16 protein-coding genes are annotated in these 15233 nt (G+C 30.5%); 13 read left to right on the top strand and 3 right to left on the bottom strand.

Annotated features, from left to right (window positions below):
- The first annotated feature begins 8 nt into the window (after window positions 1-8).
- The 10 genes from DQN46_RS03315 (at window position 9) to DQN46_RS03360 (ending at window position 10924) form a co-directional block, all read left to right on the top strand.
- Entirely contained in the window at window positions 9-1586 is a 1578-nt protein-coding gene (locus DQN46_RS03315; protein ID WP_111743019.1) for an aminotransferase class V-fold PLP-dependent enzyme, read from the top strand.
- A complete protein-coding gene (locus DQN46_RS03320; RefSeq protein WP_004632275.1) occupies window positions 1586-1804 on the top strand; it encodes a DNA-dependent RNA polymerase subunit epsilon in 219 nt (72 codons plus the stop codon). Before DQN46_RS03315 ends, DQN46_RS03320 begins: the two co-directional genes overlap by 1 nt.
- Window positions 1797-3467, top strand: coding sequence for a ribonuclease J1 (gene rnjA / locus DQN46_RS03325; protein ID WP_004632272.1), 1671 nt, complete (start codon window positions 1797-1799; stop codon window positions 3465-3467). Before DQN46_RS03320 ends, rnjA begins: the two co-directional genes overlap by 8 nt.
- A 2-nt stretch (window positions 3468-3469) precedes the next feature.
- Window positions 3470-4138: an L-serine ammonia-lyase, iron-sulfur-dependent subunit beta gene (gene sdaAB, locus DQN46_RS03330; protein WP_111743020.1), complete on the top strand. Its 669-nt coding sequence runs from the start codon at window positions 3470-3472 to the stop codon at window positions 4136-4138.
- Window positions 4139-4148: 10 nt separating this feature from the next.
- Complete coding sequence (gene sdaAA, locus DQN46_RS03335; protein ID WP_004632268.1) at window positions 4149-5021, top strand: L-serine ammonia-lyase, iron-sulfur-dependent, subunit alpha; 873 nt, start codon at window positions 4149-4151, stop codon at window positions 5019-5021.
- The gene (gene recG / locus DQN46_RS03340; protein WP_111743021.1) at window positions 5014-7023 is read left to right on the top strand and encodes an ATP-dependent DNA helicase RecG; all 2010 of its coding nucleotides are present in this window, start codon (window positions 5014-5016) and stop codon (window positions 7021-7023) included. The genes sdaAA and recG overlap by 8 nt, the downstream gene beginning before the upstream one ends.
- Window positions 7024-7032: 9 nt before the next feature.
- Window positions 7033-7668 (top strand): class A sortase, encoded by a 636-nt coding sequence (locus tag DQN46_RS03345; RefSeq protein WP_111743022.1) that lies wholly within the window; start codon window positions 7033-7035, stop codon window positions 7666-7668.
- Entirely contained in the window at window positions 7661-8647 is a 987-nt protein-coding gene (gene plsX / locus DQN46_RS03350; RefSeq protein ID WP_004632262.1) for a phosphate acyltransferase PlsX, read from the top strand. Before DQN46_RS03345 ends, plsX begins: the two co-directional genes overlap by 8 nt.
- Window positions 8648-8650: 3 nt before the next feature.
- The gene (locus DQN46_RS03355) at window positions 8651-8881 is read left to right on the top strand and encodes an acyl carrier protein (protein WP_004632261.1); all 231 of its coding nucleotides are present in this window, start codon (window positions 8651-8653) and stop codon (window positions 8879-8881) included.
- 213 nt (window positions 8882-9094) lie between these two features.
- A complete protein-coding gene (locus tag DQN46_RS03360) occupies window positions 9095-10924 on the top strand; it encodes a trypsin-like peptidase domain-containing protein (protein WP_111743023.1) in 1830 nt (609 codons plus the stop codon).
- 139 nt (window positions 10925-11063) lie between these two features.
- Here the strand turns inward: DQN46_RS03360 and arsS are convergent, their stop codons facing one another.
- The 3 genes from arsS to DQN46_RS03375 all read right to left on the bottom strand — a co-directional run bounded on the left by arsS (window position 11064) and on the right by DQN46_RS03375 (window position 13174).
- On the bottom strand, window positions 11064-12008 hold the full coding sequence (gene arsS / locus DQN46_RS03365) for an arsenosugar biosynthesis radical SAM (seleno)protein ArsS (RefSeq protein WP_111743024.1): 945 nt from the start codon (window positions 12006-12008) through the stop codon (window positions 11064-11066).
- A gap of 8 nt (window positions 12009-12016) precedes the next feature.
- On the bottom strand, window positions 12017-12355 hold the full coding sequence (locus tag DQN46_RS03370) for an arsenosugar biosynthesis-associated peroxidase-like protein (RefSeq protein ID WP_004632256.1): 339 nt from the start codon (window positions 12353-12355) through the stop codon (window positions 12017-12019).
- Window positions 12356-12490: 135 nt separating this feature from the next.
- The gene (locus tag DQN46_RS03375; RefSeq protein WP_004632255.1) at window positions 12491-13174 is read right to left on the bottom strand and encodes a TIGR04283 family arsenosugar biosynthesis glycosyltransferase; all 684 of its coding nucleotides are present in this window, start codon (window positions 13172-13174) and stop codon (window positions 12491-12493) included.
- Between the two features lie 154 nt (window positions 13175-13328).
- Between DQN46_RS03375 and DQN46_RS03380 the strand changes: the two genes are divergently transcribed.
- Genes DQN46_RS03380 through DQN46_RS03390 form a run of 3 tightly spaced genes read left to right on the top strand, consistent with a single transcriptional unit; the run spans window position 13329 to window position 15145 of the window.
- Window positions 13329-13724: a GntR family transcriptional regulator gene (locus DQN46_RS03380; protein ID WP_004632253.1), complete on the top strand. Its 396-nt coding sequence runs from the start codon at window positions 13329-13331 to the stop codon at window positions 13722-13724.
- Window positions 13705-14421 (top strand): ATP-binding cassette domain-containing protein, encoded by a 717-nt coding sequence (locus tag DQN46_RS03385; RefSeq protein ID WP_004632251.1) that lies wholly within the window; start codon window positions 13705-13707, stop codon window positions 14419-14421. The genes DQN46_RS03380 and DQN46_RS03385 overlap by 20 nt, the downstream gene beginning before the upstream one ends.
- The gene (locus DQN46_RS03390) at window positions 14414-15145 is read left to right on the top strand and encodes a hypothetical protein (RefSeq protein WP_004632248.1); all 732 of its coding nucleotides are present in this window, start codon (window positions 14414-14416) and stop codon (window positions 15143-15145) included. The genes DQN46_RS03385 and DQN46_RS03390 overlap by 8 nt, the downstream gene beginning before the upstream one ends.
- The last annotated feature ends 88 nt before the right edge of the window (window positions 15146-15233 follow it).

Raw genomic sequence — 15233 nt, forward strand, 5'->3', positions numbered from 1 at the left:
GAAAAATTATGATATATAAAATAGCAAATACACAAGAAGAATATGAACAAATTTTCAAGTTAAATTATGAAACATTTGTTGATGAAATTCCTCAGCACCAAAAAAATGAAGCTAAAAAATTAAAAGATAAATTTCATGATAAAAACATATATATAATAGCAAAAAAAGAGAATGAAGTAATTGGAATGATTTCGCTATCTGATACACGTCCATTTTCTTTAGATGATAAGTTGAATAATATAGATACATATTACAAAGAGGAATATAGAAAACCCGTAGAGATTCGATTATTGTCAATAAAACATCAATATAGAAAAACAAAGGTCTTTACAGAATTAATTCAAAGAACATTTAATTATATTATTCAAAACTCTTATGATGTCGTCTTTATTTCGGGAACAGTGAGACAAGAAAAATTATACAAACATATAGGTTTTGTTCAGTTCCACGAAAATGTAGGTACTAAAGATGCAGAATATATGCCGATGTATTTAGATTTGACTGCTGAAAATAAAATTATTAATAGACTTGCAGCAGCTCAGCGTATCAATTTTTTACCTGGTCCAGTAGATTTATCGGATGATGTGGTTGGTAAATTATCAAAAAAACTGTATTCACATAGAAGTAATGAGTTTGTTACATTGACAAAAGATACTTTGGCCAAATTAGAAAGAATCCTTGATGTTAAGTGTGCAACTATACTTCATGGTTCAGCTACTTTAGCTAATGAAGCTATTATGGCTCAGTTAAAGGGACGTGGGCTTAGTAATGGATTAGTTCTTGCAAATGGTGAATTTGGAAATAGACTAATACGTGAAAGCAAGCGCCATGGTCTAAATATAGACGATTATAGCGTAGGTTTTGGAGAGAGTTTTGATTTAGAATTATTAGATAGAAAGTTATCTGAGGACAATTATGACTTTGTCTATTTAGTTCATAATGAAACTAGTGTTGGAATTTTAAATGATTTAGATAAAATAACAGAAATTGTAAAAGAAAAACATAATAAGGTTTTAGCTGTTGATGCTGTATCAGCGGTTGGAGCGATCAAGTACAGTTATAGAAATGTAGATTATGTTGCATGTTCATCAGGAAAAGCATTTTGTTCTGTTGCAGGTCTTGCAGTGGTTGGATCTAATTGTGAATTGGTACCGTTGGAGAATACACCATTATACTTAGACTTGCATTATGCGAATAAGATGGTTTCTATACCATTTACACAACCATCAATTTTAATGGAAGCTTTAAACACAGCTTTAGATGCATTTGAAACTGATGAAAGATATGAAAAAGTTCAAAGTAAGTATGCTTATATGAAAGAAGGGTTAGAAGCTTTAGGCCTTCCGATTATGAAAATTAAGAAAAATGAAGTATCACCTGTTATAATAACGGTAGAACTTCCTGAAAGTATTTCTTCGCTTAATATAGGGGCTTCACTTGCGATAAATAATGTATTTATTCATTATAAGAGCTCATACTTAGCAGAAAGAAATATAATTCAATTTTCATTTATAAACATAAACACAACTAAAAAAGAAATAGATTATACATTAAGTATATTAAAAGAAATGATAGGAGAGAATTAATGCCAGTATTTAAAGTATTTTACCAAGAAAATTCAAAAGAAATTCCAGTAAGGGAGAATACGCAAGTATTATTTGTAGAAGCTGATGGAGTTCCTGCAGTTAGAAAATACTTGGATGACAGAAATTACAACATAGAGCTTGTTCAAGAATTAAGCGATGCTTATTTAGAATTTGAAAAACAAGCGGAAGATTTTAAAGTGGAGAAAGTTAATGGATAAAATCATTAAAAAAAATGAAGTAGGTGTAGCTGCTATTGGTGGACTAGGCGAAATAGGGAAAAACACTTACGCTATTCAATATCGTGATGAAATAATTATTATCGATGCGGGAGTGAAGTTTCCTGGAGATAATATTTTAGGAATCGATTATGTAATTCCTGATTACTCATATATTGAAAAAAACATAGATAAAATAAAAGCTTTAGTAATAACTCATGGTCACGAAGATCATATAGGCGGCTTACCATTTTTACTAAGAAAAGTGAGTCTACCTATTTATGGAGGACCTCTTGCTATTGGATTAATAAGATCAAAATTAGAAGAACATAATTTATTGGCAAGAGCAGAATTAAATGTTATTGATGAAGATACTATTTTAGAGTTTAAATATTTAAAAGTGTCATTTCATAATACAACGCACTCTATTCCAGATTCTTTCGGAGTTATAGTTAATACACCACAAGGAAATATCGTACATACAGGAGATTTTAAATTTGACTTTACGCCAGTAGGGCAAGGAACAAATCTTCACAAAATGGCAGCAATCGGTGATGAAGGTGTATTATGTTTACTTTCAGACTCAACTAACTCAGAACGAGGAGAGTTTACCCAAAGTGAGAAAGAAGTAGGGAAAACAATTTCTAATATACTTCGTAAAGAAAAACATCGTGTAATATTTGCTACATTTGCTTCTAACGTTTATCGTGTAAAACAAGTAGTTGAAGCATGTATAGAGCACGGAAGAAAAATCGTTGTTTTTGGTCGCTCAATGGAGAAAGCTATCAAAATAGGTACAGAGTTAGGTTACATCAAAGCACCAAAAGATACATTTGTTAATAGCAAATATTTAAACCAAGTAGACCCAAACAAACTTCTTATTTTGTGTACAGGGACTCAAGGTGAAGAGCTTGCTGCGCTTAGTAGAATTGCTAACGGTACGCATAAAAAGATAACTATTATGCCGACAGATACGGTAATTTTTGCAAGTTCAGCTATTCCAGGTAATACATTATCAATTAATAAGAATATAGATTTATTGTCAAAACTAGGTGCTAATGTAATTACATCTAGCGTCAATAATGTCCATACTTCTGGGCATGGATCAAAAGAAGAACAAAAATTAATGTTTAGATTAATTAAACCTAAGTATTTTATGCCTATTCATGGTGAATATCGTATGCAAGTTATTCATGCTCAAACAGCTGCTGAATGCGATATTCCATTAGAAAATTCATTTATTATGGAAAATGGTGAGGTGCTAGCCTTAACAAGTGACAGCGCTCGTATTGCAGGAAAATTTGAGGCATCTGATGTGTACGTAGATGGTCTTGGAATTGGAGATATAGGAAGCGTTGTTATAAAAGATAGAAAAGAACTATCAGAAGAAGGTGTAATTGTCGTATCAGTTGCACTAGATTTTAAAAATAAAAAATTACTTAATAATCCGGATATAATTAGCAGAGGATTTGTTAATATAAATGAATCTATGGAATTGTTTGGAGCATGTAAAGGCGTTGTAAAAGATACAGTTTTAAATATACTTTCCGATGAAGAAGTTGGAGTGTATCAAATACGCCATCAAATAGTAGAAAAATTAGGAGAATTTTTAGAACAAGAGATTGGGAGAAAACCTGTAATATTACCTACAATATTGGAGGTGTAAATATGAAATATAGAAGTGTGTTTGATATTATAGGACCAATAATGGTAGGTCCGTCGAGTTCACATACAGCTGGAGCTGTAAGAATAGGATTATTTACCAGATATATATTTGGACATCAGCCTGAAAAAATAAAAATAACATTATATGGCTCATTTAAAGAGACATATAAAGGACATGGAACAGATATAGCGTTAATAGGGGGATTGTTAGGATACAATACCTCAGATAAGCGCATTAGAACTAGTTTAGAAGACGCTAAAGAAGCAGGAATAGATTTCGAATTTATAGAAAGTGAAGTTGAGCATATTCATCCAAATACCGCCAAACTTGAAGTAGAGGCAGGTAGACATAGTCTGGATTTAATAGGAAAATCAATCGGTGGAGGAAAAATGGTTATTTTCGAATTATTAGGATTTGACGTAAATCTCTCTGGAGACTTTCCTAGTTACTTTGTTTTTTACAAGTTTAGTGAAAAAAATAAAATACATTTACTTTCAGAAATAAATAATATATTTGGAGATAATAAAGTAAGTGATAATTTTTCTGATTCAATATTAGAAGGAGTAAATTTACTAGTAGTGGAAGTTTTGGAAGAAATTAGTACTAAACAAATAGAGAGAATAGCTAGTTTAGAATATGTTAATGAAGTAAAATTCGCAGATAGATTATAGGGGAACCGTTATGTTTACAAGTTTAGAAGATATAGTGGAAAAATCAAAATATGAAAAGAAACCTGTTTCGGAGCTTATGATTGAACAAGAAGTGGAGTTGAATGGAGTTAGTCGTTCTGCTGTGGAAAAATTAATGAAACGCAACTTATCAGTAATGATGCAAGCCGTAGAAGAGGGGCTAGCAGGGGTAAGTTCAAAGACAGGACTTACTGGAGGAGATGCTAAAAAATTACAAAATTATATAGAAAGTGGCCAATCAATTACTGGTGGTGATTTTTTGACGGGGGTTGCAGCTGCAATAGCTACTAATGAGGTTAATGCTTCACTAGGCTTGATTTGTGCAACACCTACAGCAGGTTCAGCAGGTGTGTTACCTGGTTGTGTTCATGCTTTAAAGCAAAAGTTTAATATAGATGAAGAAACACAATTAAGAATGCTATTTACAGCAGGGGCTTTTGGTTTTGTTGTAGCCAATAATGCATCTTGTTCGGGAGCAGAAGGTGGATGTCAAGCTGAAATAGGTTCAGCTAGTGCAATGGCTGCAGCCGCGATAGTAGAGGCTATGGGTGGTGATGCAGAAACGAGTGCGCATGCTTTCGCAATTGCTTTAAAAAATATGCTAGGTCTTGTTTGTGATCCTGTAGCAGGATTAGTTGAAGTTCCCTGTGTAAAACGTAATGCTGCAGGAGCATCTATAGCAATGATGGCAGCAGACATGGCACTTGCAGGTATTAAGAGTCGTATACCTGCAGATGAAGTATTAGAAGCCATGTATAAGATTGGTTTAGAAATGTCGACAACACTAAAGGAAACTGCCAGAGGAGGCTTGGCAATTACAAAAACTGGAGAAAAATATAGGAGTTTATTATTCGGTAATGATTAATATATTGGAAAAATCAGTAGAAACTATAAAAGGCGTAGGAAAAAAATATCTACAAACATTGAACGAATTAGAGATATATACTATTCGTGATGTATTGTATAATATTCCTTACAGAGTGTCTAGTTCTACTGATTTTTCTATGTCTGTTAAAGATAATGAAAAAGTAGTTGCAACAGGGAAAGTAGAAACACGTGTTAGTACACAGTTTTATGGAAATAAACGAAGTCGTTCATTCTTTTCATTATCTACCCCAACAGGAAGTATAAAAATAGTGTTTTTTAATCAACATTATCTTAAAAAGAATCTTTTAGAAGGCCGAGATATCGTAGTAAAGGGAATCTATAACAAAGCTAATAATACGATAACTGCTTCTAGCATTTCTTTCGGAAAAGAAGAAAAAGCGGAAAATAATGATAAAATAGAAGTGTTTTATCATTTAAAACAAGGAATAACTCAAAAAAGATTTATAAAGCTTGTAGAAGAATCATTTAATATGATTGATGAAGAAAATGTTATTTTAGATTTAGTCCCTGAAAACTTCAAAGGAATTTGGAAACTGGAAAAAATCTTATATACACTCCATTTCCCAAAAGATGTTGAGCAGTTTGATAAAGCACGTAAAATGTATGCTTTTCATGAGCTATTTAATTATCAATTGAAATTACAGTTGCAAAATATAAATAGTAGGTTAGAAGATGAAAGATACAGAATTTGTATAAATAACAATGATATTCAAGAATTTACACAACAACTTCCGTTCAGTCTGACGAATGCTCAAAAGAGAGTAATAGACGAGATTGCAGCTGATTTAAATACACCTTATAAAATGGATAGATTGTTGCAAGGTGATGTAGGAAGTGGAAAAACAGCTGTAGCAGCCGCAACTTTGTATGGAGTTATAAAATCTGGATATCAAGCAGCTATTATGGCGCCAACAGAAATTCTTGCTAATCAACATTTTGAAACTTTTTTTGAATTTTTCAAAGAACTAAATATATCAATAGCACTGCTAACAAGTAACACACCTAAAAAAGAACGCAACAAAATTTTAAGTTTACTTGAAGTAGGTGAAGTAGAATTATTAATTGGGACACATTCTTTAATTCAAGATGATGTCATATTTAAAAATTTGAAATATGTAATTACTGACGAGCAACATCGTTTTGGTGTTAGACAACGGAAAATTTTAAGTAATAAAGGAGAGGCGGTAAACTCATTAATGATGACTGCAACGCCAATTCCTCGCAGTCTTGCGATAACATTAATTACTGATATAAAAGTCTCAACAATAGATGAACTTCCAGCAGGTCGTAAAAAAGTTCAAACATATAAAGCGAATAACAAGAGTTTTTATAAAGTTTTAGATAATATCATGATGGAGCTTGACAGCGGTCGACAAGGTTATGTAGTGTGCCCATTAATAGAAGAATCAGAAAAGATGGATCTTCAAAATGTAGAAGATATTTATGAGAAGATAAAAGAATACTTGCCAGATTCATATAAAATAGCTATTCTACATGGTAAAATGAGTAATAAAGAAAAAGATGAGATAGTTGAAAGATTCTTAAATAAAGAGATACATATTTTAATATCAACAACGGTAATAGAAGTAGGAGTAAATGTTCCTAACGCAACATTTATGATTGTGGTTGATGCACATAGATTTGGACTTGCGACATTGCATCAACTTAGAGGACGCGTAGGAAGAAGTAAGTTTCAATCATATTGCATCTTGATAACTGATTCAAAAAGTGAGAGAATAGATATTATGTGTTTGGAAAATGATGGATTTAAGATTGCAGAGTTTGATCTTAAGCAACGAGGTCCTGGAGATTTTTTTGGTACGAAACAAAGCGGTGTTCCAAGTTTTAAAGTTGCAGATTTAATTAATGATGTAGATCTTATGTATTTAGCTAAAAGATTAGCTCTAAAAATTATAGAAGTAACAGATAATAAGAATAGGTTACTTCAGTATGTAGGTTTAGAAGAAACAACAATATAGGAGGAATAGATGAGCAAAAAGTGGAAAAATAGATTAATAAATATTCTTATTGCAGTATTATTACTTACCTCGGTAGTACTTATTTTTAAAAATCAAATTAGAGAGTACTTAACAGGAAATGCTAACAATAAAATAATAACTGCGTACAAAAATGGTAAAGGAGAGGTAGATATACCTTGGTGGCAAAAATTATTTACTGATAATGCCTCGAAAATAAAATTAACAGATTCTATGTTAGGAATTTTAAAAATTGATTCTGTAAATATTCAAGAACCTATATTTCAAGATGTCACAGAGATTAACTTGATTAATGGTGTTGCGACAGCGCAAGAACCTTCAACATTAGATGCTCAAAATGTTGTGATAGCTGGGCATAGTGTTCAAGGAGTAGGTATAAGATTTAATAATCTTAGCAAAATAAAAATGGGTGACAAAGTTCAGGTTATTTCAAAAGATAAGCTACGTACATATGAGGTAAGTAAATTATATGATGTGGCTGCAACCCAGGTAGAAATACTAGAGCAACATAAAGATCAACCTAAAAAACTTACATTATTCACTTGCGATAATTATAATCCTAAAACAGGAGAATGGGAAAGTAGATTTGTTGTTGAAGCTAAATTAGTAGGAGAAGAGAGTGCATAATATTATGAAAATAGGAATAGATATTTTAGGGATAGATAACCCAGAAAGAATTATTAACTTTGTAAATAACTATAAAGACAGCGAAGTAGAATTATATGTTTATGGATTGGAAGAAACATTAATAAAAATAACAAAAACCGAAAATATTGTAAAAAATGTTTGTACAGAAGAAGTATATATGTCAGATGATTCGGCGCGAGTTCATAGAAAGAAAAAAGATTCTTCTATGATTAGAATGCTAGATGATTTAAAAAATCAAATAATAGATGTAGCTATTACTGGGGGTAGTACAGGCGCATTTATGGCAAGTTCAGTATTTATGATTGGTCGTATCGAGGGTATTTCAAAACCAGGCTTAGCTTCTCTACTACCAACAAGGTCAGATCATAAGTTTTTATTAACAGATCTTGGGGCGAATGTTGAGGCAAAACCGGACGATCTACTTAATTATGCAAAACTTGGTCAATTGTATATGAAGTACATTTATAATATAGAAACACCGAGCGTAGCATTGTTGAATGTAGGTGTTGAAGAAAGTAAAGGTAACAAAGTTTATAAGGATGCACATAAGCTTATGAAGGCCGAAGTAGCAAACTTTAAGGGGAATATAGAAGGTCGAGAAATATTAGAGCATCAATTTGATATAGTAGTGGCTGAAGGCTTTGCAGGAAATGTTTTATTAAAAACTATAGAAGGAGTTGCGAAGTCATTAGGAAAAATGATAAAAGGAATTTTCTTACAGAACTTAAAAACTAAAATAGGGGCATTATTAGTAAAAAAAGGTATTAATGCATTTAGGAAAAAATTTGATTACAGTGAATATGGTGGAGCATTTTTACTTGGAATAAAGAAACCTACAATAAAAGTTCATGGTGCTGCTGATGAAAATGCACTATATTATGCTGTTCAACAAGCAAAACAAATACACAAAACAAAACTTTATGATATAATGATAGAAACAATGGAAAAAGGAGAATAAAAAATGGCAATTTTAGAAGAAGTAAAAGAAATAATTACAAGATATGTAAAAGTTGAACCAGAAAAAATCACATTAGAATCAAAACTTAATGAGGATTTAGATGCTGATTCAATTGATATTGCCGATGTAGTAATGGATATTGAAGAAAAATACGGATTTGAATTTTCTGATGAAGATGCAGAAAATATTGTTGCTATTAAAGATTTAGTAAAAGTAATAGAAGAAAGAAAATAATAAAAACTTTATGAGTCTATCTCAAGAAGTTAAATTAAATATTATATGGAGAATTTAGTTTTGTATTATAAAAAACTAAATTCTTTTTTTTAATATTTATGCTTTTTACATAATACTGATTTCTTGATTTTTTAAAATGAAAGAATTAAAATTAATATGTTAAATTATGAGAAATCATAAGTAATCATAAATTATGGAAAAAGGAGAATATAAATGAAAAACTTTTTTGGAGAAAAATATAGTAGGTTTGCTATTAGAAAATTTACTATAGGAATCATTTCAGCTACTCTTGGAATATTTATATTAGATAATACACAAATTAGTGATAATTATGCTAAAGCAGAAGATAAATTAAATATACATTATAGATATGTTAGTGACGATGAATTAACACAAAAAGAAAAAGAATTAATAGTAAAAGAGCTTCCTAAAGTTGCAGAATCGAATGAAGAAACTTATTATTTAGTTTATAAACCTTCTCAACAAATGAAGTTAAGTACTCTCCCTAATACAGGAATACATACTGGAGTAAATGGTATTTTACTTGCTGGAGTAGTAGGTATGTTAGTAGTAGCTGTTACTCGTGGAAAAAATAAAAAGTATAAAGTATTATCAGTAATGTTGGTTACAAGTTTAGGTATAAGTATTTTGCAAAGTCCTGTTATCGCAATGGATAGTCTAAAGTTATCAGTGTATAATACAGATTTTAGTGTGTTGAAAAGTGGAAAATTACCAAATCCACTAGAAATTCCTGGGTATAATTATGTAGGATTTATAAAAAATGAATATACTAATTTTAAAATAAATAAAACTGATAAGGCATTGGAGAATATAAGGAATAGTGATTCTAGTGAGGGTTCAAGAAATAGGAATATAATTAAACCAGAATACAAAGGAGAACAATCAGGAGCGATAGTAGCACCTGAAAAGGTAGAAAAACCAGAATACAAAGGAGAACAATCAGGAGCGATAGTAGCACCTGAGAAGGTAGAAAAACTAGAATACAAAGGAGAACAATCAGGAGCAATAGTAGAACCAGAGAAATTAGAGAAACCAGAATATACAGGAGAACAATCAGGGGCAATAGTAGAACCAGAGAAATTAGAGAAACCAGAATATACAGGAGAACAATCAGGGGCAATAGTAGAACCAGAGAAGTTAGAAAAACCAGAATACAAAGGAGAACAATCAGGAGCAATAGTAGAACCTGAGAAGATAGAAAAGCCAGAATATACAGGAGAACAATCAGGAGCAATAGTAGAACCAGAGAAGTTAGAAAAACCAGAATATACTGAAAAGATTGAACCATTAAAACCTGAAACAGATAAATTACCAAAAGAAAATATTATGGAAAAGAATGCTAGTGCAATGCTTAATATGAGATTTATATCAAACAATATAGAAAATTCAGGTGTAGGTTCAGCAACTTTTATATCGCCTAATGTACTCTTATCAGTAGCGCATAACTTTATTACTAGTTCTAAAGATAATATGACAGGGGAGCTAATAGGATCTGAAAAAGAAAATATTTATGAGTGGATAACACCAGATGGAAAAAAAGGAACGTTTAGTGCAAAAGATATTCATTTTTATAATAAAAAAGAGTATCCTAAAGGATATATTAATGATTTAGCTGTGATAAAACTACCAAATGTTAATAATAATCAGTATGTTAGTTTGACTTCAAATTATAATAAAGTTAATGTTGGGGATAAATTAAATGTTTATGGTTATCCTAAAGGAAAATATACTCATCTTAAAGATGTGTCAGTAGAGTTAGAACAACAATATGCAAAAAATACATATGGTGTACAGTATCAAGGTGGGGCACCAGGTATGAGTGGAGGAGGAATACTTAATGATAAAGGAGAAGTGATAGGTATTCACCAAAATGGGGGACAAAATCGCTCAGGTGGATTAATTCTATCTCCAAATCAATTAGAATGGATTAAAAGCATTATTGAAGGTAAGGAGATAACTCCAAAATATGATGAGATAGAACGCCCCAAAGAAGATAAAAAAGAAGAAAAATATCAAAATTAAGAGCACTCTTAACTTCATATTAAATAATTAGAGAATGTAGAAAAAACAAGAAATATTCATTTTAATACTAGTGGAAAATGAATATTTCTCGTTTTATTTTTAATAATTAACATAACCTATGTTAACAAGTTTCGCCACCTCAAGAAGAACCAGCTCCAGCTGTACAACCGTAGCAATGCATACCTGTTCTAATTCTACGAACACCAATATGTTCTTTAGCGAGTTGGTTAACATGCTGTATTTCTCCAGAAACGTTTAGTTTTTCAATTAAATTAAAATCACAATCATAAAGAGAGCCATCTGGACCAATAGAAATCATATTACGACACATAAGACCAGGTAATGTATCTGGATTATATGCACGGAAAAGTTTATTCATATAGTCTTCGTACAAGTCTTCACGATGTAAAAATTCAGAAAAACGACCGATAGGATTATTTGTGATTGCAAATAAGTTATTAAATACAATTCCAAAGTTATCGAAAAGTTTTTTCTTATAAGTTTTTTCTAGAGCTTCTTGTTTTGGTGGTAAATATGCTCCATTTGGATTGTAGACTAAATTAATAACTAAATCTTCTTCTTTACCATAACCAAGTTCATTTAGACGTTGTAATACCTCTATAGATTTAGGGAAAACTCCTTTACCACGTTGTCTAGTAACAACTTTTTCATTATAATAGGGGAGAGATGCGATAACTTGGACTTTTAAATCACGATATAATTCAGGAATATCACTATATGCGGGTACAGCTAAAATAACTAAGTTTGTTCTAACCATAACTGTTTTTGCGTATTTTGAAATTTCTTTTAAAAACCATCTAAAGTTAGGGTTCATTTCAGGAGCTCCGCCTGTTATATCCATAATTTTATAGTTACCAACTTTGAATGCTTCAACAATTTGTTCGAAAGTCTCACGAACCATATTATTTTTCCTGTGAGGACCACCATCTACGTGACAGTGACTACAAGTTATATTACATAAACTCCCGACATTTATTTGCATTGTATCAGGATATTCTTCGGTAAGTAAGTATTGTTTGTCTTCTACCATATCGAAGAATTTAGGAATGTTTAACTCTGACATAATAGTTCCTAGTTAGTAAGTTTGTCAGAAAGCTCTTTACTTTGAAGACCGTGTACTAAAGTAATTCCTGCTTTCATAGCTGCTGCAACGTGAATAGCCTCAGCGATTTGATCTTGATCACAACCTTCACTTAAACAAGTACTAGTGTAGGCGTCTATGCAGTAAGGACAAGCTTCAGAATGTGCAACAGCAAGGGCAATAAGAGCTTTCTCACGTGATGTTAACTCACCTTCTGCCATAACGTTACTGTAATAATTCATAAAGTTTTTCCAGTGCTCTGCAGCATCTTCACCGAATTTACCTTCTCCAAACTCTATTAAATGTTTCTTTTTAAAATAATCAGCCATATTTATTCTCTCCTTTAAAAAATATATAATTCCATTATAAATCAGAATAGAAAAATAATCAAAGAAATGACAAATTATACATAAAATAAAAAAGATTTCTTCTCAATTAAATCGGAGGAAATCTTTTATTAAAACTTATCTTATATCACGATACATCTTGGCGATTTCTTCTACAGGTACACCACGACGATACATTTTTTGATATTTTTGCATTTGCCACATAGTTGTTTTTACGTGGCCTTTATAGCGACGTGTAGAGGTTGTCACAGAAGAATCGATAACTGTAATTTTATATCCATTAGCGCTTAAATCTTCTGAAATTCGATAATCTTCCATAATTGGCATATCTTTATATCCTCCAACTTTTTCAAAAGCTTGTCTAGAAAGAAACAATGCTTGATCCCCAAAAGCTAGGTTAGTAATACTTGCGCGCATATTAGAAACAATAGAATTAACACGCATAGGAAAACTATTTGGATAGAATTTAATTTTTAGACAGCCAACCTCAGTAGGGCAATCAATAACTTTTTGTATAACATCTTTTTGAAGAACGCTATCGGCATGAATAAACCAAAGTATATCACCGCGAGAAATTTCCGCTCCAAAATTCATCTGATTTGCACGTCCTTTCCTAACAGAAACATGGTACGAATACCCAAAATAAGAAAGTTCTTCTAGTATATCTAAAGTTTTATCTTTGCTGCCACCATCTACAAAAATAACTTCATGTTTCTTAATGTCGTATAAACAGTATAAATTGAAAATAAAGTCTCGAATAGTTGTTTCTTCGTTATAAATAGGAACTATAATAGAAATCATAAAATTCCTCCATAAAAATGATAATTAATGTCTATATTATAGCATATATCTAGTCACAAAAAAATAAAATCTTCATAAATAAATGTTTTTAGAAAATATTGACAAACAACTGTATCTATTGTATAATCACAGTAGATACAAGAGAGGTGGAATAATGAAAATAAAAATTTCTAATTTATCATCAATACCAATTTACCAACAAATTGCAAGTGAAATAAGAAATAAAATTTTATCAAATGAACTTATGTCAAATATGCAACTTCCTTCAATCCGAGCTTTATCTAAAGAATTAGAGGTAGGGATAATAACTATAAAAAAAGCTTATGAAGTATTGCTACAAGAAAATCTTATTTATTCAAAAGGAGCAGTAGGATATTTTGTAAATGAGATAAATAGGGAAGAAATATTGGTGATTAAAAAGGGAGAATATTTAAAAGAAATAGAAAAAGTTTTTGAAAAGGCACTTGATGATGGTTTAACAAAGGTAGATGTAAAGGAAATTATAGAGATAGTATTGGGGGAGAGAGATTATGGTAATAAAGCTAAATAATTTAGAGGTGAAAAAAGGAAGCTTTAAGCTAGGAGCTATTAATTATACATTTGATAATGGTTATGTTTATGCAATAACGGGAAACAGTGGAAGTGGTAAAACACTATTATTACAAAGTATTTTAGGAAGCATAGATATTAAAAAAGAGATGGTTTTATATAATGACTTGAATTTTTATGAAAATGAAATAGAGATAAAATCTAAGTATTCTTACGTAGCAGATAATCCATTATTTTCAGATAAATTAAGTGTGGAAACAATCATAAGTAAAATTTCAAAATTAGATTCTAGATTTAATAAACAGAAGTGTTATGAATATTTAAAAAAATACAATATTTATAAACACAAAAAGATTTATGAATTATCTCAAGGAGAAAGAAAGATTTTACTTTTTGGTATAGGAATTTTTACTGACTCACAAGCTTTAGTTTTAGACAATCCATTGGCGGGAGTAGGATTAATAGCTAAAAGAGAGATGCTTTCGCTGATTCGAGAGTATATGGAAGAAAATAAGATTACAATAATAGTTACAGAAGATCCTAGTGTAATTCAAAATTTAGCAGATTATATACTTGTATTAAAAGATGGACAGATAGTTATAGACGAAGATGTAGTAGAATTACAAGATAGATATCGTAATAAAAATATTGAGGAAATTTTGATTTCTATATTGAAGGGAGTTGTAGAAAATGAATAAAGTAAAATATGAAACAAAATGGGGAGCATTGTTAAATATTATTTCAAATAGAAACTATTCCACCCCACAAATTTATAAAATCTTTTATTTTGGATATTATTTTCTAACATTGTTGATAATATTTGCTACACTGTTTAATAAAAATTATGTAATATTATCAATTTTAGCATCTATAGTCTTTGTGATAAATGGAAGAAAGTATGAAGATAGAGAAAGGCTTATAACTGAATACTTGCCAATTTCATTTAAAGAAAGAGTAAAACAAATATATTTCACAACGTATATATTTTTAGTACCAGCAGTATTAGTAGATTTTACATTTCGATATACTTATTACCAAGCAAGTATTATAGAATATGTATATGTATTACTAGCAGTAATAATAATATCAAATTTAGCAATTATTCAAATGATTCTGACTAAACGTTCATTTTGGAATTTTATAGCAATGGATTTACTACTATACGCATTAGCTGTGAAAATAATAACAATAATATTAAATGGATTGTATTTAACAACATTTGATAATACAAAATTTAATTTAGTAAAAATATTGATGTTAATAGTATTGGCAATAATATTTCAAGTATTTAGTACCAAATTTATAACAGATTCAAGAAGAAAAGAAACTATAAGTAGGCGCTACGAAATAATATTTATAGGTGCGATAACCTTAGCACTAGCACTACAATTGTATCAAGGTATGTATTGGGCTGGTAAATAAGCATAAAAAAGCAGAGTAAGATATTTTGAATGAAGAGGAATATCATTATTCTGCTTTTTAACTTATAATGGATTGAATTAGTTAGAAA

It is taken from the genome of Gemella morbillorum, assembly GCF_900476045.1.
In the GTDB taxonomy this organism is placed as follows: domain Bacteria; phylum Bacillota; class Bacilli; order Staphylococcales; family Gemellaceae; genus Gemella; species Gemella morbillorum.